Annotated in this window: 24 protein-coding genes; 9 read left to right on the forward strand and 15 right to left on the reverse strand. The window is 70.1% G+C overall.

The annotated features are described in order from the left end of the window. Positions 1-317: 317 nt before the first annotated feature. A complete protein-coding gene (locus ACFY2X_RS09560) occupies positions 318-641 on the reverse strand; it encodes a hypothetical protein (RefSeq protein ID WP_389934929.1) in 324 nt (107 codons plus the stop codon). Positions 642-751: 110 nt separating this feature from the next. Here ACFY2X_RS09560 and ACFY2X_RS09565 point away from each other — a divergent pair, with 110 nt between their 5' ends. Further along, complete coding sequence (locus ACFY2X_RS09565; protein ID WP_389934932.1) at positions 752-1,234, forward strand: GntR family transcriptional regulator; 483 nt, start codon at positions 752-754, stop codon at positions 1,232-1,234. Between the two features lie 85 nt (positions 1,235-1,319). After that, a complete protein-coding gene (locus ACFY2X_RS09570; RefSeq protein WP_389934934.1) occupies positions 1,320-1,778 on the forward strand; it encodes a GntR family transcriptional regulator in 459 nt (152 codons plus the stop codon). A 122-nt stretch (positions 1,779-1,900) separates the two neighbouring features. On the opposite strand, the gene pcaC is transcribed toward ACFY2X_RS09570, so the two are convergent. From pcaC to ACFY2X_RS09600, 6 genes are read right to left on the reverse strand one after another with little or no spacing between them, the layout of a single operon-like run. Then, entirely contained in the window at positions 1,901-3,181 is a 1,281-nt protein-coding gene (gene pcaC, locus ACFY2X_RS09575; RefSeq protein ID WP_389934937.1) for a 4-carboxymuconolactone decarboxylase, read from the reverse strand. Then, positions 3,168-3,704, reverse strand: a complete 537-nt coding sequence (pcaG, locus tag ACFY2X_RS09580; RefSeq protein ID WP_389934940.1) for a protocatechuate 3,4-dioxygenase subunit alpha — start codon at positions 3,702-3,704, stop codon at positions 3,168-3,170. The genes pcaC and pcaG overlap by 14 nt, the downstream gene beginning before the upstream one ends. Then, the gene (gene pcaH / locus ACFY2X_RS09585) at positions 3,701-4,453 is read right to left on the reverse strand and encodes a protocatechuate 3,4-dioxygenase subunit beta (RefSeq protein ID WP_389934943.1); all 753 of its coding nucleotides are present in this window, start codon (positions 4,451-4,453) and stop codon (positions 3,701-3,703) included. Before pcaH ends, pcaG begins: the two co-directional genes overlap by 4 nt. Positions 4,454-4,479: 26 nt before the next feature. Further along, positions 4,480-5,625, reverse strand: a complete 1,146-nt coding sequence (locus ACFY2X_RS09590; protein WP_389934946.1) for a thiolase family protein — start codon at positions 5,623-5,625, stop codon at positions 4,480-4,482. Further along, positions 5,622-6,251: a CoA transferase subunit B gene (locus ACFY2X_RS09595; RefSeq protein ID WP_389934949.1), complete on the reverse strand. Its 630-nt coding sequence runs from the start codon at positions 6,249-6,251 to the stop codon at positions 5,622-5,624. The genes ACFY2X_RS09590 and ACFY2X_RS09595 overlap by 4 nt, the downstream gene beginning before the upstream one ends. Then, positions 6,248-7,009 carry a CoA transferase subunit A gene (locus ACFY2X_RS09600; RefSeq protein WP_389934951.1) on the reverse strand — a complete coding sequence of 254 codons (762 nt, stop codon included), beginning with the start codon at positions 7,007-7,009 and terminating at the stop codon, positions 6,248-6,250. The genes ACFY2X_RS09595 and ACFY2X_RS09600 overlap by 4 nt, the downstream gene beginning before the upstream one ends. Before the next feature lie 408 nt (positions 7,010-7,417). Between ACFY2X_RS09600 and ACFY2X_RS09605 the strand changes: the two genes are divergently transcribed. Further along, on the forward strand, positions 7,418-7,834 hold the full coding sequence (locus ACFY2X_RS09605; protein WP_389934953.1) for a DoxX family protein: 417 nt from the start codon (positions 7,418-7,420) through the stop codon (positions 7,832-7,834). Positions 7,835-7,850: 16 nt separating this feature from the next. Here ACFY2X_RS09605 and ACFY2X_RS09610 read toward each other — a convergent pair whose 3' ends face one another. Then, complete coding sequence (locus ACFY2X_RS09610; protein ID WP_389934956.1) at positions 7,851-8,504, reverse strand: flavin reductase family protein; 654 nt, start codon at positions 8,502-8,504, stop codon at positions 7,851-7,853. Between the two features lie 323 nt (positions 8,505-8,827). Here ACFY2X_RS09610 and ACFY2X_RS09615 point away from each other — a divergent pair, with 323 nt between their 5' ends. After that, the gene (locus ACFY2X_RS09615; protein WP_389934959.1) at positions 8,828-9,940 is read left to right on the forward strand and encodes a hypothetical protein; all 1,113 of its coding nucleotides are present in this window, start codon (positions 8,828-8,830) and stop codon (positions 9,938-9,940) included. 124 nt (positions 9,941-10,064) lie between these two features. Here ACFY2X_RS09615 and ACFY2X_RS09620 read toward each other — a convergent pair whose 3' ends face one another. From ACFY2X_RS09620 to ACFY2X_RS09635, 4 genes are all read right to left on the reverse strand, one after another. Continuing rightward, positions 10,065-10,658 carry an RDD family protein gene (locus ACFY2X_RS09620; protein WP_389934961.1) on the reverse strand — a complete coding sequence of 198 codons (594 nt, stop codon included), beginning with the start codon at positions 10,656-10,658 and terminating at the stop codon, positions 10,065-10,067. Positions 10,659-11,166: 508 nt separating this feature from the next. Further along, positions 11,167-11,478, reverse strand: coding sequence for a putative quinol monooxygenase (locus ACFY2X_RS09625; RefSeq protein ID WP_389934964.1), 312 nt, complete (start codon positions 11,476-11,478; stop codon positions 11,167-11,169). Positions 11,479-11,605: 127 nt separating this feature from the next. After that, positions 11,606-12,082 carry a peroxiredoxin gene (locus ACFY2X_RS09630; protein ID WP_389934967.1) on the reverse strand — a complete coding sequence of 159 codons (477 nt, stop codon included), beginning with the start codon at positions 12,080-12,082 and terminating at the stop codon, positions 11,606-11,608. A gap of 399 nt (positions 12,083-12,481) precedes the next feature. Beyond that, positions 12,482-13,270 carry a YoaK family protein gene (locus ACFY2X_RS09635; protein WP_389934970.1) on the reverse strand — a complete coding sequence of 263 codons (789 nt, stop codon included), beginning with the start codon at positions 13,268-13,270 and terminating at the stop codon, positions 12,482-12,484. Positions 13,271-13,759: 489 nt separating this feature from the next. On the opposite strand from ACFY2X_RS09635, the gene ACFY2X_RS09640 reads away from it, so the two are divergent. Continuing rightward, on the forward strand, positions 13,760-14,839 hold the full coding sequence (locus ACFY2X_RS09640; protein WP_389934973.1) for a LysR family transcriptional regulator: 1,080 nt from the start codon (positions 13,760-13,762) through the stop codon (positions 14,837-14,839). Between the two features lie 40 nt (positions 14,840-14,879). Here the strand turns inward: ACFY2X_RS09640 and ACFY2X_RS09645 are convergent, their stop codons facing one another. Beyond that, the gene (locus ACFY2X_RS09645) at positions 14,880-15,758 is read right to left on the reverse strand and encodes an alpha/beta fold hydrolase (RefSeq protein WP_389934976.1); all 879 of its coding nucleotides are present in this window, start codon (positions 15,756-15,758) and stop codon (positions 14,880-14,882) included. A 115-nt stretch (positions 15,759-15,873) separates the two neighbouring features. Here ACFY2X_RS09645 and ACFY2X_RS09650 point away from each other — a divergent pair, with 115 nt between their 5' ends. Beyond that, positions 15,874-17,844 carry a BTAD domain-containing putative transcriptional regulator gene (locus ACFY2X_RS09650; RefSeq protein WP_389934979.1) on the forward strand — a complete coding sequence of 657 codons (1,971 nt, stop codon included), beginning with the start codon at positions 15,874-15,876 and terminating at the stop codon, positions 17,842-17,844. Positions 17,845-17,953: 109 nt separating this feature from the next. Here ACFY2X_RS09650 and ACFY2X_RS09655 read toward each other — a convergent pair whose 3' ends face one another. Continuing rightward, complete coding sequence (locus ACFY2X_RS09655; protein WP_389934981.1) at positions 17,954-18,976, reverse strand: hypothetical protein; 1,023 nt, start codon at positions 18,974-18,976, stop codon at positions 17,954-17,956. A gap of 58 nt (positions 18,977-19,034) precedes the next feature. After that, a complete protein-coding gene (locus ACFY2X_RS09660) occupies positions 19,035-19,994 on the reverse strand; it encodes a DMT family transporter (protein WP_389934984.1) in 960 nt (319 codons plus the stop codon). Between the two features lie 22 nt (positions 19,995-20,016). On the opposite strand from ACFY2X_RS09660, the gene ACFY2X_RS09665 reads away from it, so the two are divergent. The 3 genes from ACFY2X_RS09665 to ACFY2X_RS09675 all read left to right on the forward strand — a co-directional run bounded on the left by ACFY2X_RS09665 (position 20,017) and on the right by ACFY2X_RS09675 (position 22,922). Beyond that, the gene (locus ACFY2X_RS09665; RefSeq protein ID WP_389934987.1) at positions 20,017-21,414 is read left to right on the forward strand and encodes a PLP-dependent aminotransferase family protein; all 1,398 of its coding nucleotides are present in this window, start codon (positions 20,017-20,019) and stop codon (positions 21,412-21,414) included. 213 nt (positions 21,415-21,627) lie between these two features. Beyond that, positions 21,628-22,176, forward strand: coding sequence for a CGNR zinc finger domain-containing protein (locus tag ACFY2X_RS09670; protein WP_389934990.1), 549 nt, complete (start codon positions 21,628-21,630; stop codon positions 22,174-22,176). A gap of 134 nt (positions 22,177-22,310) precedes the next feature. Next, the gene (locus ACFY2X_RS09675) at positions 22,311-22,922 is read left to right on the forward strand and encodes a GNAT family N-acetyltransferase (protein WP_389934993.1); all 612 of its coding nucleotides are present in this window, start codon (positions 22,311-22,313) and stop codon (positions 22,920-22,922) included. Positions 22,923-22,936: the final 14 nt, after the last annotated feature.

Here is a 22,936-nt window from a genome sequence, read left to right on the forward strand (position 1 = left end):
CGTCCGATCCCATCCGGCATCGCCCTGCCTGACGCTTGACGGCGGCCCCACGCCACCCGGATTGGCGCAGGGCCGCCGTCGCCCCGGCGGGCAGTCGTATCTGGGAAGTGGCCCGCCGGGGTGTCGAGGCCCGGCAGGTGGTGTGGGGGGCACCTGCCGGGGGTCTGGAGGTGGTGGTCCCGTATCGGCCCTCCACCCGATACGGGACCACTGCCCCGGCTCCCCGATCGTCATGGTCATCGAGGAGGCGGGGAGCTGTGAGGTGCTCGGCGGCCGGAGCCACCCGCGTCTTGCCGCCGAGCACGCCTATTCGGCCGTCAACGGGCGCTACCGATCAGCAGGCGGAGCCACAACGCCTCCACCTGGCGCGAGACCGCCCAGGGCGACTCGTGCACGGTCACCACTCCCCTCAGCCGATGTGTCCGCCGTATGAACATCAACCCGCCCGCCTGGCACAGCTCGTAGAAGGTCGCCCGGCAGTCGCAGGTGTGCTCCTTCACTCGCACCCGATCGGCCCTCGGCCGCTCGGGCCGCCAGTCGATCCGTTCGTGCTTCGCCTGCAACGGCGCGAGATGGTGGCTGTGATGCCCCTCCACCGGCACCCCCACCACTCCCCCGACCTCCAACTCGCGCTTGATCACAGCAAGACCATACGTCTAGTTGTCTCTTCTCGTCAAAATTGAGAATGCTCTTCATCTAATTAGAGGTTCCGTTATGACAGGGCTCGTTCCTGTTCGTCTATCTTTCGGATGTGCTCGATCATGATGGAGACACTCATCTCTACCTGCAGATCGCAGAGATCATCCGGCAACGGATCACCGAGGCGAACCTCCCGTCAGGACATGTCGTTCCCAGCGAGACTGACATCAGGAGCGAGTTCGGCGTCGCGAGAACAACTGCCAGACGAGCAGTTCAGATGTTGCGCGACGAGGGACTCGTCTACACCGTCCAAGGCGAGGGCACCTTTGTCGGACCGCCCGACAAGGGCGTTCGGCAGTCACGGAAGACGCCGATGTATCGCCAAATCGCAGATGACATGGTCGAGCGCATTCGCAGTGGCGCCATAGGGCCACGCCGCCCCATCCCCAGCGAGACAACGCTGATGCAGCAGTACGACGTGGCCCGAGAGACCGCGCGCCGGGCGGTCGGCCTCCTACGCGAGCAGGGATGGGTTTACACCGTTCCGCAGCGCGGAAGTTACGCGTCCCCGGAGGAGGAGCGGCCTCAAAACTAACCAGGGCTACTTCTTGGTTTATCTCAACCCCTCGTATTGAGACGTCTAGTCTTCAGCTGTGCTCGATAGAGACGGACCAGTACCGGTGTACAAGCAGGTAGCCGACATCCTGCACCGCCACATCGATGACGGCGACCTTCTCCTTGGCGAGGCGGTCCCCAGCGAGGCGGAACTCAAGATCGACTATGCCATCGCGCAGACCACGGCCCGCCGTGTCATCCGAGAACTTCGCGAGCGAGGCCTCGTACATACGCTTCAGGGCAAGGGCACCTTTGTCGGCCCCATCGGCACTCCCACCATCAGGCGGAAAACCCCTCTATATGAGGAGATCGCCAACGAAGTCGCCCGCCGGATTCAGCACGGCGAGATCAAGGTCAACCGCCGGATCCCCAGCGAGAAGATGCTCATGCAGCAGTACGGCGTCGCCAAGGTCACCGTACGGAACTCCGTCGCGTTCCTACGCGACCAAGGATGGGTCTTCACCGTGTCCCATCGCGGGACCTACGTTTCACCACCGGAAGAGTGGCCCGACTCGGCAAAATAAGTAAGCGGTCGCGCCGAGCCACAAGGTCGAGCCAGACCTCAGGGACACGAGAGCGGGTGCTCGCCAGCGCTGAAGGCATCGAGACGAGTTCTGGGCCGAGGAACGCTTAGCGGGATGCTGACCTATATCGGCTCTTCCGGGTGCTCGGCCAGTACGCGCTGGGCGACGGCGAAGGCGGCGTTGGCGGCCGGCACACCGCAGTAGATCGCGCTCTGCAGCAGCACCTCGCCGATCTCGTCGGGGGTGAGCCCGTTGCGCAGCGCGGCGCGCACGTGCAGGGCCAGTTCTTCGAGATGGCCGCGGGCGACCAGCGCGGTCAGCGTGATACAGCTGCGCGTCCTGCGGTCCAGGCCGGGGCGGGTCCAGATCTCACCCCACGCGTAGCGGGTGATCAGGTCCTGGAAGTCCCGGGTGAAGTCCGTGGTGCCGGCGATCGCCCGGTCCACGTGGGCGTCCCCGAGCACCTCGCGCCGCACCCGCGTGCCCGGTACGGCGGGCAGATGCGCAAGCAGCGCCGCCGTGACGGCCGTGGGTTGGTCGACGCCCGCCAGATGGGCGGCGCCCGCCACCTCCACGAGCGTGGCCGCCGGGATGCCGTCGGCCAGTTCCCTGGCGTGGTGGGGAGGCGTCACCGGGTCCTCCCGCCCGGCCAGGACCAGGGTGGGGACGGTGATCCCGGCCAGGCGGCCGCGCAGGTCATAACCGGCCAGCGCATCGCAGCAGGCGGCGTATCCGGCGGGATCGGTGCCGGCCAGGTCGTCCAGCAATGCCTGGTCGGCCGGTCCGGCGAACCATCGCCGCGCCGTGGCCTCCAGCAGCGGGCCGGTGCCCTTGGCTCGCACCAGCTCGGCCCGCTCCCGCCAGACCCGCGGCTCGCCGAACCGGGCCGAGGAGCAGATCATCGCCAGTGACCGCACCCGCTCAGGGTGCCGCACCGCGAGCGTCGCGCCGATCGCGCCACCGATGGAGACGCCCGCGTAGTGGAAGCTCTCGAAGCCCTGCGCGTCGGCCAGCTCCAGCACCAGGTCGGCCAGGTCTTCCATGGTGGCGGCGCCGGACGAGCCGGAGCTGGAGCCGGACAGGCCGGACCCACCCGCGCTGGGCAGGCCGAGCTCGCCATGACCAAACAGGCCGGACGTGCCGTGGCCGGGCAGTCCAGACCCTCCGTAACCAGGCAGACCGGACCCGCCGCCGGACAGACCGGACTCGCCGTGGCCGGGCAGGTCGAACCTGAGCACCCGGAAGGTCCGCGCGAGCGCGGTGAGCTGCGGCTCCCACACTCTGGGGGAGGTGCCGAGCGACGGTCCGAGGACGAGCGGCTGTCCTTTCTCGGGTCCGTCCAGCCGATACTGCAGCAACGTCGACTCACTTCCTTCGGTGCCGGTGCCCTCAGCCGAAGTCAAGGAAGACCGTCTCCTTCTCGCCCTGCAGGTGGACATCGAACCGGTAGACGTCTTCGCGTTCGGCGGTCGCCACCAGGGTCCGCCTCCGCTCCGGGGGCAGTGAGTCGAGGAAGGAGTCCTCCCCGAGGTAGATGCGGGTGTAGAGGTGGTGCAGCAGGCCGCGGGCGAACACGCAGACGCTGATGTAGCCGTTGCCGGGGGCGAGCGTGCGCAGCGTCCAGTGGCCGTCGGCGTCGGTGGCCACCCGCCCGAAGCCGGTGAAGTCGACGCCGTGCCTGCCGACGATCGCGCCGGTCACCGGGTCGCGCCGCAGCGTGCCCGGTGCGCCCTTGAGGCTGCCGGACGGGTCGGCCTGCCAGAACTCCAGCAGCGCGTCGGGCACCGGGTCGCCGGCGCCGTCGTAGACGTGGCCGTGGACGGTGATCCCACCCTTGGCACCGGGAGGGGCGATGTCACCGCCGCCGGGGAAGGGCAGCGCGTAGCCGTAGAACGGGCCGACGGTCTGCGACGGGGTGGGGTTCAACGGCCTTCCTCCATCCAGGTCGCGGCCGGTCCGTCCAGCACGATGTCCCAGCGGTAGCCCAGGGATCGTTCGGGCACGGACAGGTCGTGCTCGTAGGCGGCGACCAGCCGCCGTCTGGCCCGCTCGTCGGTCACCGAGTTGAGTATCGGGTCGTGGTCGAACAGCGGGTCGTTCGGGAAGTACATCTGGGTGACCAGGCGCTGGGCGAAGGCCGTGCCGAACACCGAGAAGTGGATGTGCGCGGGCCGCCAGGCGTTGACGTGGTTGCGCCAGGGGTAGGCGCCCGGCTTGATCGTGGTGAACATGTAGGAGCCGTCGTCGCCGGTCAGACAGCGGCCGGCCCCGGTGAAGTTCGGGTCCAGCGGCGCGGGGTGGTCGTCGTTCCGATGCCGGTAGCGGCCGGAGGCGTTGGCCTGCCAGATCTCCACCAACTGGCCGCGCACCGGGCGGCCGTCGCGGTCCGTCACCCGGCCCCGCACGGTGATCCGCTCGCCCAGCGGCTCGCCTTGGTGCCGGCGGGTCAGGTCGGCGTCCAGGGCGGTCACGTCGGTCACGCCGAAGACCGGGCCGGTCAGCTCGGCGGCCTCAGGGTCCTTCAACGGGACCAGCGGCTGCTTGGGATGGCGCAGCGCGCTGCTGCGGTAGGGGGCGAAGTCGCGCGGGGGATGGTTCGCCTCCCGGCCGCCGGGGGCGGCGTGCAGCTCGGCGATCTCGCGGTCGATATCGGCCTGTGTGAGGGGGTGGGACACGACGCTCACCTTTCGAGGACAGAGGCTCACCTTTCGAGGACAACGGCCAGGCCCTGGCCGACGCCGATGCAGAGGGCCGCTAGGCCGGTGCCCGCACCGGCCTCGGCCAGCCGGTGGGCGACCGTTCCGGTGATGCGGGCCCCGGAGGCGCCCAGGGGGTGGCCCAGGGCGATCGCTCCGCCGTACGGGTTGACGATCCCGGGGTCGAGGTCGGGCAGCTCGGCCAGGCAGCCCAGCACCTGGGCGGCGAACGCCTCGTTCAGTTCGGCGGTCGTCAGGTCGCCGAACCCCTTGCCCGCCTTGGCCAGGGCTTTCTTGACGGCCTCGACCGGGCCGAGGCCGAAGAGGCGGGGTTCGAGCGCGCTGACGCCGCTCGCGATGATCCTGGCCAGCGGCTCGCGTCCGCGCAGCCCGGCCTCGTCGGTGAGCAGCAGCGCCGCCGCGCCGTCGTTGAGCGGGGAGGAGTTGCCCGCGGTGACCGTGCCGCCGGGCCGGAAGGCCGGCTTCAGCCGGGCCAGCGCCTCCATGGAGGTGTCCTCGCGGATGCCCTCGTCGCGGGTGACGCCGCCGATGGGGGCGATCTCGTGCTCGAACGACGCCTTGGCCGCCTTCTGGTGGCTGGCCAGCGCGAACGCGTCCTGCTCGGCGCGGCCGATGCCGTGCTTGTCGGCGATCAGCTCGGCGCCTTCGCCGAGGGCGACGGTGTGCTCGGCGGGCATCCTCGGGTTGACCAGCCGCCAGCCGAGCGTGGTGGACACCAGTTCCTGGCCGCCGGCGGGGAACGCCCTGTCCGGTTTGGGCAGCACCCAGGGGGCGCGGGTCATGGACTCGACACCGCCCGCGATCACGGTGGAGGCGTCGTCGAGGGCGATCGCCCGGTAGGCCTGGACGACGGCCTCCATGCCGGAGCCGCACAGCCGGTTGACGGTCGCGCCCGGCGTGGACACCGGCAGCCCGGCCAGCAGCGCGGCCATGCGGGCCACGTTGCGGTTCTCCTCACCGGCGCCGTTGGCGTTGCCGAGGATCACCTCGTCGGCGGTCTCCTGGCCGTTCCGCTCCGCCAGCGCCCTGACGACGTGCGCGGCCAGGTCGTCGGGGCGGATGTCCGCCAGCGCCCCGCCGTACCGCCCGAAGGGGGTGCGCACGGCGTCGAGGATGTAGACGTCTTTCAAGCGATGACCTCCGCATCTGTACGGCTGCGCAGCTCCGCGACGCTCACACCGGGCGCGGTCTCCACCAGGGCCAGGCCCTGGCCGGTGACGTCGAGCACGCCGAGGTCGGTGATGATCCGGTGAACGCAGGCCCGGCCGGTGAGCGGCAGCGAGCACTCCCGGACGATCTTCGGGGAGCCGTCCTTGGCCGTGTGATCCATGATCACGATCACTCTGCGGGCTCCGTGCACCAGGTCCATCGCCCCGCCCATACCCTTGACCAGCCTGCCGGGAACCGCCCAGTTGGCGAGATCGCCCCGAGCCGACACCTGCATCGCGCCCAGCACCGCCACGTCGATGTGGCCCCCGCGGATCATGGCGAACGACAGCGCCGAGTCGAAGAACGAGGCCCCCGGCAGCACGGTCACCGTCTCCTTGCCCGCGTTGATCAGGTCAGGATCGACCTGGTCCTCGGCGGGGTAGGGGCCGACGCCGAGCACGCCGTTCTCCGAATGCAGGATCACGTCCACACCGGGGCGCAGGAAGGACGGGATGCGGGTGGGCAGCCCGATGCCGAGGTTGACGTATTCGCCGTCGCGCAGCTCGGCCGCCGCCCGCGCGACCATCTCGTCACGGGTCCAGCTCATGGGGTGACGGTCCTCTTCTCGATGCCCTTGCCGGCGGCCTGCTCCGGGGTGAGCGCCACGACGCGCTGGACGAACACGCCCGGCAGGTGGACCTCGTCGGGATCGAGCACGCCGGGCTCCACCAGCTCCTCCACCTCGGCGATCGCGATCCGCCCGGCCATAGCGGCCAGCGGGTTGAAGTTCCGGGCGGACTTGCCGAAGACCAGGTTGCCGTGCCGGTCTCCCCGCGCCGCCCGGACCAGCGCGAAGTCGGTGGTGATGCCGTACTCCAGCACGTACGGCCTGCCGCCGAACTCGCGGACCTCCTTGGGCGGAGAGGAGACCGCCACCGAGCCGTCAGGGGCGTAGCGCCACGGCAGCCCGCCCTCGGCCACCGGCGTGCCCACCCCGGCCGGGGTGTAGAAGGCGGGAATGCCGCTTCCGCCCGCGCGCAGCCGCTCGGCCAGGCTGCCCTGCGGGGTCAGCTCCACCTCCAGTTCACCGGCCAGGTACTGCCGGGCGAACTCCTTGTTGTCGCCGATGTAGGAGGCGGTCACACGGGCGATGCGCCGGTCGGCCAGCAGGACGCCGAGCCCTCCGCCGTCCACTCCGCAGTTGTTCGACACCACGCCGATGCCGGTCGCACCGGTGCGGTGCAGGGCCTGGATCAGCACGCTGGGGATGCCGCTGAGACCGAAACCGCCGACGGCGAACGACGCGCCGTCCCAGACGTCCGCCAGCGCCTGCTCGGCGGTGGTGTGCACCTTGTCCGTCCGCACGGCGCTCCGTTCATGGATGTTCGCCTGGTGAACCACGGTTAATCAATGTTAAGTCGAGTATGTCGCGATGCCCGTGCGAACCGAACCGACCCTAATCTCATCGAGTTTCCGCAGGTCAGCGAAATTCGGCCAAAATTTCCCTGACCATCGGGAGGCTCCTCCCCCGGCGGGCAGGCTCCGGGTGGAAAGGGCCGCCAGAGCGACCCGGCCTGGTGTGCCGAGGTTCGCGATCTGCCCGCCCACCTGCTCAGAGTCGCCGGACCGGCCCACCGGCGCCGGCTTTCCCGTGCCGGCAGGGCGGCCAGGTGAGCGACGCCCCCGCCGGGCCGCTCCGGCCACCCCGCCGTTTCCCCTTCGCCCCGCGCTCTCGCCCGGGGGTGGCAGGGCACAGCGGAAGAGGAGATCCACATGAAGTTCATCGAGTCGGCCAGGCCGTACGTCCTGTCCCTGTTCCGCATCGTCGTCGGGTTGCTCTTCGCCTGCCACGGCGCGTCCAAGATCTTTGGCGTGCTCGGCGGCGAGGTGGCCCGCGTCGGTGCCTGGCCGCAGTGGTACGCGGGCATCATCGAGCTCGTCGGAGGGACCTTGGTCCTCCTCGGCCTCGCCACGCGGATCGCGGCGCTGATCTGCTCGGGCGAGATGGCCTTCGCGTACTTCACCGTCCACCAGCCGAGGGCCTTGTGGCCGCTGGAGAACGAGGGCGAGCTGGCCGCCCTCTACTCCTGGTCGTTCCTGCTGATCGCGGTGGCCGGCCCCGGGGTGTGGGCACTCGACACGTGGCTGGGCCGCGCCCGCGGGCGAGCGCCCACGGCCAGTACCGTCTGAGCGGACGCGGCGGAGCTCATCGGCCCGGTCGAGGTGTCTGGGAGCGGAAGCTGTGGCCGAGCTCGGGGCCGAGCCCGAAATAGTGGCGAAAGTTGTAGATCAGCGGGCTCCACAGGGCCGGGTCGATGTGCTGGGTCCCGGGTATGACGATGCGCGGGTCGGCGTGGACCTTGAGCACGTCGGCCTCCACGATGAGGAAGTCACCTGAGACGTCCGGCTGGACCCGGATGGCGTGTGCCTCCATCTGGATCGGGCATTCGGCGACCCGGGGCGGGCGGACCGTGTCGGAGGGCTCAGGCCGCAGGCCGGCGGCCTCGAACTTGGCCGGCTCGAAGCGGAACACGCTCTGCTTGTGAGTCGGCACCGGGTCACACCCGGTCAGCGGGGCGAGGCGTTCCACCTCCTGCCATTGCCCCGGCCCCGGCAGGTTGATCACCAGGTCGGGCCGGACTGCCAGGTTCTGCCCGGTACGGCCGTCGGCCCCCAGGCCCAGCACGACCACTTGCCCGAGCGCCCAGGCCGACGACATCGGGGCGAGATTGAACGAGCCGTCCTCGTTCTCGGTCGACAGCAGCACGACCGGTGTCCCGAAGTACAGGATGCTCGGCGTGATGGTCACATGATCGGCCGCCGCCTCGGTGGACGTGCCGCGATCTGTCTCGATGTTCATGGGCCCGACCGTACGAGCGGATCGCTTCGGCGGGCGCCGAAGGATCCCGGAGCGAGAGTGGACGGCGACGTGTGGCCGCGGCGGCTTCTTCAGACGTGTGGTCGCGGGCGGCCTCTTCGGGCGTGTGGTCGTGGTGGCTCCTTCGGCCGCGTGGTCACGGCTCCTTCGGGCGTGTGGTCGTGGTGGTCCCTTCGGGGAAGGCATCGCCGCTCCCGGGAGAGATCTCCCCCGGAGGAGGGAAGCGGGTGGCCCGCCGGAGGGATGTGACCGTCGCGGGCATCTGGTGATCTTTGGGTCAGCAGTGTTGACACCTGGAGGCCATGATGACTGTTCCCGCACACTCGCGGACGCTGGGCGATCCCCGGTCGCCGTCCAGGGATTCGGGGTGGACGGCGCACTGGCGCCGCTGGCCGTCGTGGGTGCCCCACGCCGCGGCGGTGTGGGGGGTGCTGTACGCCGCCGTCCAGGTCACCTGGGTGATGACCGGTACGGCCCTGCCGGTCACCATGCATCACTCATTCCCGCCCGCGGCCCAGCTCGCCCTGGCGGGCCTGGCGGTGCTGGCCGCCGGGGCCTGCCTGGCCGGCAGCCGTGTCCGCAGTGGAGCCGGCCGGACGGCGGTGGAGGTGGCGCTGATCGTGGTGACCCCGGTGTTCGTCCTGGGAACGTTCGGTGCGCCGATCGAGTTCGTCTCCCTGATCTCGGGGGCGGGAACGAATTCGGGCGTCGGCCTGGCCCACATGCTGCTGAACATCGCCGGTGCCGGGCTGCTGGTGGCCACCGGCCTGTCCTTCCGGCGGCGGCTGCGCGGCCGATGCCCCCGGTGCGGCCAGGCGCACTCCGGTCGCACCGACGGCCCGCTGGCCCATCCGGCCGCCTCCACGGCGTCGGCGAGGACCCGCGTGGCCGTCTACGCCGGCATGAGCGGAATCCTGCCGTGGGCGGCCACCAAGACCATCTGGACGCTGGGCGGCGACGCCCTCGGCATCACCGCCCAGGAATGGCATGAGCTGAATGCCGTCGGCTCCGGGGTGATGAAGGCGCTGGCGTCGGTGGGCATCGACTTCACCGTGCTGATGGCGCTGCTCGCGTGGTTCCTGATGCTGGGCCTGGTGTACCCCTGGGGGCAGGTGTTCCCCCGGTGGACCCTATTCCTGTCCGGGCGGCGGGTGCCGCGCCTGCTGCCGTTGATCCCGGCCTGGCTGACCGGCGTCACGCTGGCCCTGTACGGGACGGGGCTCATCGTCATCGCTTCCGTGCTCCTCGTCGGCGCGGGGAGCGAGCCCAGCCCGCCGTCCACCCTCAGCCCCTGGATGACCGAGTTCGGCGGGCTCGCCTTCGCCGGTCTGGGCATCGGCCTCCTCGTGGGTGCACGCTCCTATGCCGCCCGTACCCGGCCGGTCTGCGCCGTCGGCGCGCCGACCGCTGCCGCGTGAGGATTCGAGCGGCTTCGCGCAGCGGGGAAAGCGTCTCACCGGGTGAGATCACGCTGGTTCCGGCGTTGAGCGCGAAACGAGGGGAAAGGACCGGCGGACGACCGCCGGTCCTTTCCCTCCCGACCTACTTGATCTTGACGACCATGGTGCCGGCCACCTTGTCGTGCAGGCACTGCCGCAGCGGCTTGTCCCAGAACTGCCAGAGCACGTTCACCAGGTAACCGACGTAGGCGATGAGACCCACGACGGGGACGAAGTTCAGCGCCAGCGGGCCCCAGAGCACGCCCGCGCGGCTGAAGGCGGCATCGGAGGGCAGGCCGCCGGAACGGGCCCCGCTCACGGGAACCACGCGGAGGCCCATCGCCATCTTTCCGACCGTCTGCCCGCCCTTGCGGAGCATGGAGGACTCGTAGCCGAAGTAGATGACGGCGCCCAGCACCGCGAGCAGGAGCGCCTGGAAGAAACCGGCGCCGAGGATGATCGTCAGGATCGTGCTGAGGACGCCGTAGACGACGCCCAGGATCACGCCGTCGATTATGCGGGCGACCAGGCGCTGCCACCACTCGGCGAGCGGGTAGCCCGCGCCCGCGCTCTGGTCGTGCCCGGGAGTAGGGCCGTAACCAGAAGTAGGGCCGTAACCAGGAGTGGGGCCGTAGCCGGGAGTGGGGTTGTGATCGGGTGTGTGCTGCGGACCGGACCCGTATGGTCCGGAGGACATCGAATGGCGACCGGGTGCGCCGGGGTGATACGAGGAGTTCTCTCTGTTCATCATGCCATCTCGCTTCGAATGTTTACATGCCGCATGCGGGCCACATATTTGCTGGCACGTAACGCAAAATGCAGCCGTCAGCGGTAGTCCTTGAATCCCCCCACCTTGGCCGGCGCCGAAATTCGGTGGTATCGCGCGCATACCTTCGCTGGCCACGGGTTCACAGGACGGGGTCGGCCGGTATCACCGGGAGGCAGAGGTCCCCTTTTCGGCTTTCCATCCTAAATATGGATAGAAAGCCAACCATTGCAATCCTTGAGGCACGGCCGCTGCCACACAAAGTGGATCTGCCGCTCCCCAGGCTCCCGAACACAGACAAGCTCCCGCCATGCGGTGAGTGATCACTTTCTCGGACACGAACCCGGGAGACATCAGTAAAACTACGTAATTCACATACGTATATTTCGACCAGACGCGAGGCGGTTCGTCATCCCTCCGCCAGGAAGCTCCGCGATTGTCAGGCACCCTGTCCCGGCAGCTTGGCCGCGAGAATGTCGATCTTGTTGATGGTCGGGGGCTTGGCGAACAGCTGGGGAGCCTGCTCCATCAGGGCCCTGGCGGCCTCACCCGACAGATGAGCCTCGCGGCCCTGCTCGTCGGGGAAGACGTCGACGATGGCGAAGAGGTCCTGGGCTATGCGGATCGCGAACCAGGCGACGGTCGCGGGCTCCGCCTCGGCGAGCGGGAGCGCTTCCCTCAGGAGACTCTCCACCTCGGCTTCCTTGCCCGGCTTGGCTTCGAGCACAACGAAGAATCCCAGGGTGACCATTTACCCTCCAGCCGGCTTCGGCGAAGGTTTTCGCCGTCTTCCCTCAGCGTCTCCACGCCACGGCCATGGCTACACCGCCTGTTCCCCTGGGACCTTTACGCATAAGCCCGTGATCGTCCCCGCCCGGTCAAGCCTCGGTCCTCGCCTGCAAGACTTCCAAGGCCCGATCGGCGTGAGCCTGCATGCTCGTCTCGCTGTGGATCGCTTCGAGAAGGCGCCCGTCCACATCGATGACGAAGGTCATCCGGCGGGTGAGAAACGGTCCCACCGCGATGCTGCGGCGGGCTCCGAACCGCCGGGCGACGGTGCCGTCCGGATCCGACAGCAGGGGGAATCCCAGCTGGTAGGTCTCGGCGAACCGCCGCTGCCGGTCGACCCCGTCACGGCTGATCCCGATCCGGCTCGCTCCCACGGCGGCGAACTCTGCGGCCAGATCCCGGAAGTGGCAGCTCTCCATCGTGCATCCCGACGTCATGGCGGCCGGGTAGAAGAACAGCACCACCGGCCCCTTGGCCAGGAACTCGCTGAGCCGCCGCGCCGTACCGGTCTCGTCGAGGAGCTCGAAATCCTCGACCACGTCTCCGACCGCGAGACCTGCGCTCACGACATATCCTCCCTGCGTCGCTGAAGAGCCTCCCCGCCCGGGTGCTTCGCGACCGGAGGGCAAAGGTTGGTGTCCCAGCTCCATTGTGGGTCGAATCATCAGCCGGGGAACAGTTCCCGACGATGTTTCATTTCCGACGGGTATCGCCCGTCCCGGGCTCGCCCCGATCTGGCCGGTTCGGAATTGCCCGCCGGAATGCCCGGAACAAACCGCCACCGCGCCGTCCCGCGGCATATGGCCGGCATCGAAAACCGAAGAAGTCTCAACCGGCCGCCATTCCCAATGGCCGCAGCCCGAGCTGCCGCGCATGCGCGGGCGAACTCCTCGGGCGGCGCTCCTGGAAGCCCCGCAACGCGGGCATGACATCCGTCAGCCGCTCCTGCCCGTCCGCGGGCGACGTCACCTCCCCGCACGCACGCGCGTCGCGACGGTGATGAGCGCGAGAAGCGTGAACGCCGGTGCCACGGCACCCGCCCAGGGTTGCGCGAAACGCAGAAGCAGCGACGCGCAGAGCGCGCCGAGGACGAGAGCCGCGACGACGGCGGCGCGATGTCCGGTGTCGGTGAACCTGCCCGACGCCAGCGTCTCGAACAGCGAGGTGAGGGTGCCGGTGACGAACGTGGTCGTGATGCCGGCGAGATCGACGCGCCGGGCCGCCGCCGACTGCAGGCCCATGGCGCAGGACGCCACCCCGATCAGCATGAGCATCGAGGCGGGCCCCGGTTCGGCGTCGCAGAGCACCCAGCCGGCGAGAAAGGCGATCTGGAGGGCCAGATCGGCGCAGAGCAGCCGGGTGGCGGCCGACGGCCACCGCTCGTCCCCCCGCCCGTGGCCGGGAACCTTGAACCCGATGAGGAGCCCGGCGCAGAAACCCACGCAGGAAAGCCCGGAGCTCAGCGCGTGGGTTTCCCAGTCCTCGCGGCCGACCAGGGCGGAGAGGACCAGGTTACCTGTCATGTTCGCGGTGAAAACGCCGCCGAGCCCCAGAAAGGCGACCGCGTCCATCGCGCCCGCCGCCAGTGTCAGCAGGGTCAGGACGACATGGCCCCACCGTCGCGCCCGCCCGGCGTCGCCGCCTTCCGCCGGAGGCGGCGACGCGGACCCGGAGGTCGATCCGCCGGCGGGCGTCCGGGACCGCTCCGCGTCAGGGACGGACGGCTCAGACCTCTCCGCGTCAGGGTGAGTCATGGATCTGGTCGGCCATCTGCCGTCCTCTGTCGTCGGCGGTTACGCGCACGATGAGTTTTCCCTGCGTAACCGCTTTCCATCCGGAGCCGCCCGGACCGGCCGCGCGGCGCCCGCCTGGCCGGGACGAGGACGCCCAGGCCTTGCGGCGCCGTCAGGACGCCGAGCTTGGTACCCGAGATCGATGTTCCGGCGTTCACTCGGACCGCTCGGCGACGGGGCCTTCGCCGTACGGTGGATGAAGATCCATGGCCCTGCATGGACGTGGCGCACAACAAGAACCCACGATGACTCCTTCGCCGGAGCCATCCGAGCGATCAACTCGACAGCCGGGCTTCCGGCTTCGCCCCCGAGACAGAAGACGAGCGTTCTATCGCCGAACAACGAATATCCACCAAAAAAGAGGAACTTCTCCCGAGAGTTTCACCGCGAAATGCGATCGTTTCCCGTTGAGATGTTCTTCGGAGCACGAACGTGAGGATGGAAACAACCATGTCCCGCCGACCCCCCGGGCCGGTGCCCGCGGCCGACCCGTTGGCCGAGCTCCTCGACTGCGCGCCCGCGCTGCTCGACACCACCCTGGACCAGCTGCGCACCCTGGTCGTCGTGCACGAGACCGGATCAGCCTTGCACGCCTCCCGGATGCTCGACAGGGAGCAGTCCAGCGTGCAGAAACAGGTCGACACCCTCAACCGGAATTTTCAGAAACTCTGCGGCGAGACGCTCGTGACCAAGCAGGGAAGGGGAAAGGATTTCCTGTTCACCGCGACCGGGGAAATGGTCGTGGAAAACGCGCGCCGTACGCTCGGCCGGTGGCTGGACGAGATCCACTCGTCCCGCCGCCGCACCGGCAGAACGATCACCGTGGGCACCACGGAGTGCACGCTCCGGCTTCTGGCACGGGCGTGGGACAGGCTCTCCGACGAGTTCACGCGCCGCGACATCGATTTCCGGCTCGCTCACGTCCGCACCGGGGACTTCTGGTCTCGGCTGGAGGCCGGGCAGGTCGATCTGCTCTGCGGCAGCGTCGTCACGCAGGTCGGCGACATCACCCGTCATGACAAGTACGACGTCATGGAGTGGCGTCGCGGCAGCCCCGTGATCCTGACGAACCTCCCGGTGCCCGAGCTGCCCGTGTCCTCGGTCGGGACGAGCAGGCTGGGTGAGCTCCCTCTGATCGTCCCCGCCGGGCCGGCCGCGGACTTCCTCAGCCTGTGGCACGGGCCCGGCTTCCGCGGCCGGCTGAACATCGTGGCCGAGATCGACGACCTCCAGTACGGGATCGCGCTGATGCGCTCCCGGCTCGCGCGTGGCTGCATGATCGCCACCCGTGCGCTCGGACGGCAGGCCGTGGACGGGGCGGCGGCCGAGGGAGCCGAGATGCGACTCCTCGAACTGACACACGACACGGAACCCAAGCTGGAGATGGTGTCCGCGGTGTTCGCCCGCAAGGGAGAACGCGATCGCTATGAACCGGACCATCCGCTCAACCTGCTCTGGGAGGCCCTCCGTACGGAGACCGCCGACACCGGCCGCCCGTCCGCACCCCGAACCTCCGACGCGGGGGGCTAGCCGCCCTGCCAGGCGCCGCTCCTGTGGTCGTTTCGGTCGTTCAGCGGCTGAGGAGGTCTCGAAGCGCCTTGGCGATGTCGGCCGGGGCTTCTTCGGCCATGAAGTGACCGCAGGTGACGGTGGTGTGCCGCAAGTCCGGCGCCCAGGCACCCCACAGGGCCGTCGCGTCGAAGCCGAGGGCGGCGCCCCAGTCCTGCTGGAGCACGGTGACCGGCATCCGCAGCCGGTTGCCGGCGTCCCGGTCGGCCTGGTCGTGGTCGACGTCGATGCCGGCCGAAGCGCGGTAGTCGGCCACGATCGAGGGCACCGCGTCACGGCAGGCGTCCAGGTAGGCAGCCCGAACGTCGGCGGGGATCGCCCGCGGGTCGTTGGTCCAGATGTCGAGGAAGTGACCGAAGAAGGCGTCCGGGCTGGCGGCGATCATATGTTCGGGCAGGCCCGGGGGCTGGGCCATCAGGTAGAGATGGAAGCCGACGGCGGCGGTGACACCGCGCAGTACCTCCCACATGTCCGCTGTGGGGAGCACGTCGAGGCAGGCCAGGTGAGTGATCGTCTCTGGGTGGTCGAGACCGGCGCGGAAGGCGACCAGGGCGCCGCGGTCGTGCCCGGCCAGCGCGAAGCGCTCGTGCCCCAGCGCGCGGGCCAGGGCGACGATGTCGGCGGCCATGGTGCGCTTGGCGTACATGGTGCCGTCGGTCTCGGCGGGTTTGTCGCTGGCGCCGTAGCCGCGCAGGTCGGGGCAGATCACGGTGTGGTCGGCCGCGAGGTCGGCGGCGACATGCCGCCACATCAGGTGGGTCTGCGGGAAGCCGTGCAGCAGCACGATCGGACTGCCCGAGCCGCAGACGGCCGCGTTCAGGGACACGCCGTCGGCGACGGGGACGCGCTGGTAGGTGAAGCCGTCGATGGCAGGCGTCATGGTCTCGCCCTTCTCCGTAGGTGATCAGGTGCCTTAAGCCTGCCGAGCGCGGATGAGCATCGGATGAGCGCGCTACCGTGACCTGGGGCGATGTTCCCGGAAAGGGGGGTCAAGGGTGCAGGTCGCGTTCGGGGTGCTGGGGCCCGTGGTGGCCTGGGACGGTGCCGAGGGTGCGATCGCGCTGAAGGGGCCGCGGCACCGCGCGGTGCTGGCCCGGCTGATCGTCGCCCGCCGCCGTGTCGTCCCGGTCACCCTCCTGGTCGAGGACCTGTGGGCGGACCCGCCTTCGGACGCGGTGGGCGCGGTGCGCACTTTCGTGGCCGCGCTGCGCCGCGCGCTGGAGCCCGAGCGTCCGCCCCGCACTCCGGCCCGGCTGCTGGTCACCGAGGGCCCGGGGTACGCGCTGCGCGCCGAACCGGGCGCGGTGGACGCCTGGCGTTTCGAGCAGGCAGTGGCCACCGCTGCGACGCTGCCGCCTCGGCCTGCGCTCGCCCGGCTGGAGGACGCGCTGGGATGGTGGCGCGGGCCCGCCTACGCCGAGTTCGCCGACGAGGCCTGGGCCCGCGCGGAGCGCTCCCGCCTGGGCGAGCTGCGGTTGCACGCCGTCGAGCGCCAGGCCGAGGCCCGGCTGGCGCTGGGACTCGCCGCCGAAGCGGTGCCGGATCTGGACGCGCATGTGGCCGAGCATCCTTGGCGCGAGGACGCTTGGCGACTGCTGGCCCTCGCGCTCTACCGCGCCGGCCGCCAGGGCGACGCGCTCGCGGTGCTGCGCCGGGCACGAACGCTTCTCATCGAGCAACTGGGGGTGGATCCTGGCCCGGGACTGCGCCGTTTGGAGGCGGACATCCTCAACCATGCCCACCACCTCGACCACACCGCCCCGACCGAGGCGGTGGGGCGGGTGTGGGCGCAGGCGACCGCCGCCTATGACCGCACCGTGGCATCCGGCGCCCGGGCCCGGCTGGAGTCGGCGGTGGGCCTGCTACGCGATCTCGCGGCGACCGGAGGCGGCGGCCTCCAGGCCGCCCGCCAGCACCGCGTGGCGGCCATCACGGCGGCGGAGGAGCTGGGCGACACGGAGCTGACCGCCCGCGTGATCGGCGCCTACGACGTCCCGGCGATCTGGACCCGTGTCGACGACCCACAGCAGGCCACGTGTGTCGTGGCGGCGGCCGAGCGCACCCTGGCCGACCTCCCGCCGGGCGCGCCCCCGGCGGCGCGGGCCCGCCTGCTGGCCACGATCGCCCTGGAGTCACGCGGCACCCGCTCAGCGCGTGGGCTCCAGGCCGCCCGGCAGGCAGAGCAGATCGCCCGCCTACTGGACGACCCCGCGCCGCTGGCGTTCGCTCTCAACGGCGTATTCATGCAGACCTTCCATCGCGCGGGACTGGCCCCGCGCCGGGACGCGATCGGCGCCGAGTTGGTCGCCCTGGCCACCCAGAACGGCCTGACCACCTACGAGGTGCTCGGGCACCTCATCCGGCTTCAGGCCCGCAGCGCGCTCGCGGATTTCCCCGGAGCCGACGAGCACGCGGCCGCCGCGGATCGATTGGCCGAGCACCACGAGCTGCCGCTGGTGGGCGTGTTCACCCGGTGGTACCGGGCGTTGCGGCTCGCGGCCACCGGGCGGACACCGGCAGCCGAGGTGGAGGCGGCCTACCAAGACGCCGCCGCGCGACTGAACGACGCCGGCATGCCCGGACTGGAACGCGGCCTGCTGCCGCTCGCCCTGCTGTGCCTGCGCCTACAGCACGCACAGCCCGCCCAAACCGACGAGCACACCGACTGGGGGCCCTACGAGCCCTGGGCCCGCCCCCTGGTGCTGCTGGCCCAAGACCGCCCCGGTGAGGCCGCGGCGGCGCTGCGCCGGCTCCCGGACCCGCCCCGCGACCTGCTGTTCGAAGCCCTGTGGTGCCTCGCCGCGCGAGCGGCGATCGCCGTCGGCGACCGGGAGACGATGGAACGCGCCCACACCGAGCTCACCCCCGCGGCAGCGGAGCTGGCTGGGGCGGGCAGCGGCCTGCTCACCCTGGGCCCTGTCTCGAAGCACCTCGACGACCTCGCCGCCGCCCTCGCCCATTCATGATCGCGCGTTATTGACGCGTCACCGAGGTACGTTTTCCCAGCGGTCCATGGGTCTTGATGAAGCGTCGTTCTGTTGCTTGACCTGCGGCGCAACACGATGATCAGCAAGGCTAGAAGACCGGGATGATGTCCTCGGGATCGAGGAAGTCGACCTCGACACCGTCGATGTCGAGCTCGGGGATGGCGGGGAACTCGATGCCCCATCGTTCGACGATGGCGCGGATCCGGGCCATCGCCACGCGCCAGTTGTCGGCCTGCTCCTCGTAGGAGAGCACCCCGAGACCCGCGTCGCGGGCGTGGTCCATCAGGACGCGGTGGTTGTCCAGGAAGTACGGCGGAAGCTCCCAGAAACCGCCGGGGGGCTCCCAGAGGATCATGGAGAGGAAGACGAACCCCGCGCGCAGCTGGCGGGTGATCTGCGAACGGGTGTCGTCGGTGAGGCCGGGCCACTCGTTCTCCAGGATGGTCATGCAGATCTGGAGGTGGCGCGACTCGTCGCGGCCGATGCGGTGGAACATGTCGCTGAAGACCGGGTGCGCGGTGCCGCTGGCCATGCCTCGGAACAGGGTGGAGGCGGCCATCTCGCCCATCATGAAGCTGGTGAACAGCACCGGCAGCGTGTATTTGCCGACGGCGTTGTTGTAGCCCGTCCAGTAACGGCCGCCGTTGTGATAGAGCCAGCCGATGTTGTTGTGGGCGGCCCTCTCCAGGTCGGTGGCCGGGGTCCAGTTCAGCGGCCCGCCCGGCCAGAGCTTGGCGATGGTGCGCTGGCAGCACTCCTCGTGGTTCATCTCGTCACGCGTGATGGAGAAGAAGCACTTGCGGACCGGGTCTTCCTCATGCTTCTCGAACGCCTGGATGGTGGCGCGGGCGAAGACGGCCGGGCCGGAGGCGTCGAAGTTGGCCAGCACGGAGAACCAGTACATGATCCCCAGGCGCTGTTCGACGGTGAAGTCGTCCGGGTCGAGGCCGTCCCACGGCAGGTCGGCGGGGTTCCACACCATGCGCTTGGACTTCTCGTAGATGGCCGCCAGCTTGTCGGTCTCCACCCTCCACTCCATCGGGTAGATGTTCGGCTGAGGGATCTCGGGAGCGGGCCAGAAGCCACCCTCGGGAATCGTCAGGTCCGCCATGATTCCACCCCTTTTATGACAGCTACAGCTCACATCGTGCGCCCCGATGTCACATCTTTCAAGAGCGTGCCCGCTGAGTCATGGCGACACACGCCAGTACGGCGAGCGCGGCCATGACCGTCACCGGGCCGAACCGCTCGCCGAGAAGGAGCCAGGCCCACAGCAGCGTCAGCAGCGGCTGCGCGAGCTGGGTCTGCCCGGCACGGGCGATGCCGCCCATGGCCAGGCCCGCGTACCAGGGGATGAAGCCGAGGAACATCGAGATCAGCCCCACGTAGGCGAACCCTGCCAGCGACGCCGCGCTGGGCCGTACGTCGGTCGCCAGGGCCAGCGCGACCGCCGCCGGGACGGTGAGCGGGGTGGCGATGACGAGGGTGTAGGAGATGACCCGCCAGCCCGGGGTCTCACGAGCCAGGCGCCCGCCTTCGGTGTAGCCCACGGCGGCCGACACCAGCGCCCCGACGAGCAGCAGGTCGGCCCCGGTGACATGGCCGCCGCCCCGGCTGAGGGTGAAGGCGGTGATCGACGCGGCCCCGAGGCCGCAGGCCGCCCAGAACATCGGCCGGGGCCGCTCTCCCCCTCTCAGGATGGCGCAGGCCGCCGTGGCGGCGGGAAGGAGCCCGATGACCACCGCGGCATGGGAGGCGCTGGCTCCGGCGTCGAGCGCCAGCCCGCTGAAGACGGGAAACCCGAAGACCACACCGGCCACGATGACGAGATACGACCGCAGGTGGGCCCTGGGCGGCAGCACCGGCCCCCGGGCCGCCACCAGGAAGATCAGCGCCGCGACGGCGGCCACCACGGCCCGCCCGATCGCCACGAGGTAGGGGTCGAACCCCTCCATCGCGAAGACCGTCGCCGGGAACGACCCCGAGAACGACAGCACTCCGAGACCGGCGAGCAGGGTCCCGCGCCATGCCGTGCTCGCGGGCGCCGGCATCAGCCGGGCCGGCTCGGCCGGGCGAGGGGCGGGAACGGCGGAAGAGAGGTCGGGATCGACCGCTACTCGATTTGTCACGATAGCGCTATTCTTATCTCTCATGAATGACGATAGCAGTATCGTCCGTTTAGCGGCCACCCTCAGGGAGGAGGCGGGGCGGCTGCGCCCCGGAGACAGACTGCCATCGAGCCGCGAGCTGATGCGGCTTTACAACGTGAGCCCGGTGACCGTGTCGCGGGCGCTCGGCCAGCTCGCCGCCGAGGGGCGGGTGGTCATCAGGCCGGGCAGCGGGACCTACGTGGCCCCCGCGGTCACGCGCACCGGCGACACCGCCGACCTGTCCTGGCAGACGGTGGCGCTCGGCGACAGGGTGGTCGACGACACCGAGGTGACCGGCCTGCTGACTCCCCCGCCGGACGGCGTCATCCCGCTCACCGGCGGCTATCTCAACCCGGCGCTACGCCCCTCCAAGGCCCTGTCCGCCGCCGCCTCCCGCGCCCTGCGCCGCCCCGACGTCTGGGAGCTGCCGCCCCTGGCCGGCATCCCGGAGCTGCGCAGATGGTTCGCCCAGGAGGTGGGCGGCGACGTCACCCCGTCGGACGCCCTCATCGTCAGCGGCGGGCAGTCCGCCCTCACCCACGCCTTCCGCGCGCTCGCCGCCCCGGGCACACCCGTCCTCGTGGAGACCCCGGCCTACCCGGGCGCCCTCGCCTCCGCGCGGGCCGCCGGGCTCCGCGCGACAGCCGTACCCATGGATCGCGACGGGGTGAGACCCGAGCTCCTCGCGGAGGCGTTCGCCGTCACGGGCGCGCGGGTCTTCCTCTGTCAGCCGACCCTGCACAACCCCACCGGCGCGACCCTCCCTCTCGAACGGCGCGAGCAGGTGCTCGCGATCGCCCGGGCCGCGGGAGCGTTCGTGATCGAAGACGACTACGCCCGGTATTTCACCGTGGCCCCGGCTCCGCCGCCGATGATCGCACTGGACGCCCATGGCGTGGTCGTGCACATCAACTCCCTCACCAAGGTCCTGTCGCCCAACATGCGGGTCGCCGGGGTCATCGCGCGGGGGCCCGCGGCGCGACGGCTCCGGGCGAGCCAGGTCGTGGAGTCGTTCTTCGTCTCCAGGCCGCTTCAGGAGACGGCGCTGGAGTTCGTCGGCTCACCCGCCTGGCGACGCCACCTGACCGCGCTGAGCGCCGAGCTGACGGTCCGCAGAGACGCCCTCGCCGCCGCGCTGACCGCCCAGATGCCCGCCGCCGAGATCCATCTCGTGCCCCGGGGCGGCCTGCACCTGTGGGTACGGCTCCCGCCCGACCGGGACGAGGAGACCGTGGTGGAGGCGGCCCGGCGAGCGGGGGTCCTGGTGAGCTCCGGCCGCATCTACTATCCGGCCGAGCCCCCGGGTCCCCGGATCCGGGTGACCCACTCGGCGGCCGTTCACCTGCCGGAGCTGGCCGAGGGGGTGCGGCGGCTCGCCGCCGCGCTGGATGACCTCTGAGCGGGGACGAGCGGGCGTCCCCCTCTCTCGTCCGGCCGCTCCGCGTTCTCGTCACTGTGGTTTCCCACCTGGTGCGGCTCGTGTCTGCGACTCTCCCGAATGGCGAGATATGCCCAGTACCACATGACAACCCCCAATGCAACACCACTAAAAACACTATGCCGGTGTTGTACTGAACACAACCCCCTAATGGCGTACAGTGGTTGCGAAGAGGTGAGTGACAACATGAACAGCCCCTCCGACCTGGTGTGCGACTTCGTGAACAGCTACGACGTCGAAAGTGACACCGACGCGATCCCGTCCCCCGCCGCGCTGGCCGCGTGGCTCGGCAAGCGGGGACTGACCGGGCCGGGCGACACTGCCGACGACGCCGACCTGGCCCTGGCCGTCGATCTCCGCGAGTCCCTGCGTGCCGCGTTGCGCCACAACCACGACCGTGACCACGAGCCCAGGCCGCCCCACATGTTCGACGGGCTTGCCCTGCGGGTCGCCCTGACGGCCGACGGACCCGTTCTGGAGCCGGTTGCGGCCGGGGTGCCCGGCGGGCTCGCCAGGATCGCGGCCGCGGTGATGAGCGCGCACGCGGACGGCATGTGGCCCAGACTGAAGGTGTGCACCGAGAGCACCTGCCAGTGGGCCTTCATTGACTCGTCCAAAAACCGTTCTCGATCTTGGTGCTCCATGAGGGTCTGCGGTAACCGCACCAAGACCCGGGCATATCGGGCGCGTCGCCAGACGGAGACCGGTTCGCGTCATCTCTGAGTCGGATTCCCCGATACGGTGTAGGAGCCTGTCTCACGGATCCACCCGCCTGATGCCCGCTCGCGTGGTAAGAGACCCACGAGACAGCGCGTCCTGAGGCGACGGCAGACGGCAGAGAAAAGGAGCGGGCCGAAATGGCAGACGTAGGCGTGCGGGTGGCCCGGCACGATGATGTCGCCGCGGTGACAAGCACCCAGATCCGCGCCTGGAGATACGGCTATCGGGAGTTCCTCCCCGAGGGGCCGCTGGAGCAGATGACCGGGGCGGCCGCCGAGGAGATGTGGCGCCGCCAGTGGGACGAGGCCATCATCAGCCCGCCGTCCCCCCGGCATCGGGTGCTGGTCGCGGTGGAGCAGGTCGTGCTGGACACCGACGCGTTCCCCGCGCTCGGTCCGGGCGGCGTCGAGGCCGCCGCGGCGATGCGGGGCAGCGAACGGGTGGTGGGCCTGGCCTCCCACGCCCCGGCGGAAGACCCCGATCTCGACCCGACCACGACCGCCGAGATGCTCACCTTCCTGGTGGACCCCGACCACGTCCGGCGCGGGCACGGCAGCCGCCTGCTCAACGCGACGGTCGACTACCTCCGTGACGACGGCTACCACACCATCGTGACCTGGGTGTTCGCCGACAACTACGGAACGCTTGGGTTCCTTGAGTCGGCCGGTTGGGGCGAAGACGGTGCCGAGCGGGTCCTCAACATGGGCCGGCCGGTACGGATGATCCGCCTGGCGACCGACATCAGCTAAGGTACGGCCGGAAC

This window comes from Streptosporangium sp. NPDC000396, from assembly GCF_042898655.1.
Lineage (GTDB): Bacteria > Actinomycetota > Actinomycetes > Streptosporangiales > Streptosporangiaceae > Streptosporangium.

What these genes read in the sequence shown, in the direction of transcription:
- ACFY2X_RS09595 (WP_389934949.1), bottom strand. Translation starts at nt 6,251, where the DNA reads ATGAGCTGGACCCGTGACGAGATGGTCGCGCGGGCGGCGGCCGAGCTG.
- ACFY2X_RS09605 (WP_389934953.1), top strand. Translation starts at nt 7,418, where the DNA reads ATGAAGTTCATCGAGTCGGCCAGGCCGTACGTCCTGTCCCTGTTCCGC.
- ACFY2X_RS09610 (WP_389934956.1), bottom strand. Translation starts at nt 8,504, where the DNA reads ATGAACATCGAGACAGATCGCGGCACGTCCACCGAGGCGGCGGCCGAT.
- ACFY2X_RS09615 (WP_389934959.1), top strand. Translation starts at nt 8,828, where the DNA reads ATGACTGTTCCCGCACACTCGCGGACGCTGGGCGATCCCCGGTCGCCG.
- ACFY2X_RS09620 (WP_389934961.1), bottom strand. Translation starts at nt 10,658, where the DNA reads ATGTCCTCCGGACCATACGGGTCCGGTCCGCAGCACACACCCGATCAC.
- ACFY2X_RS09625 (WP_389934964.1), bottom strand. Translation starts at nt 11,478, where the DNA reads ATGGTCACCCTGGGATTCTTCGTTGTGCTCGAAGCCAAGCCGGGCAAG.
- ACFY2X_RS09635 (WP_389934970.1), bottom strand. Translation starts at nt 13,270, where the DNA reads ATGACTCACCCTGACGCGGAGAGGTCTGAGCCGTCCGTCCCTGACGCG.
- ACFY2X_RS09640 (WP_389934973.1), top strand. Translation starts at nt 13,760, where the DNA reads ATGTCCCGCCGACCCCCCGGGCCGGTGCCCGCGGCCGACCCGTTGGCC.
- ACFY2X_RS09645 (WP_389934976.1), bottom strand. Translation starts at nt 15,758, where the DNA reads ATGACGCCTGCCATCGACGGCTTCACCTACCAGCGCGTCCCCGTCGCC.
- ACFY2X_RS09655 (WP_389934981.1), bottom strand. Translation starts at nt 18,976, where the DNA reads ATGGCGGACCTGACGATTCCCGAGGGTGGCTTCTGGCCCGCTCCCGAG.
- ACFY2X_RS09665 (WP_389934987.1), top strand. Translation starts at nt 20,017, where the DNA reads ATGAATGACGATAGCAGTATCGTCCGTTTAGCGGCCACCCTCAGGGAG.
- ACFY2X_RS09675 (WP_389934993.1), top strand. Translation starts at nt 22,311, where the DNA reads ATGGCAGACGTAGGCGTGCGGGTGGCCCGGCACGATGATGTCGCCGCG.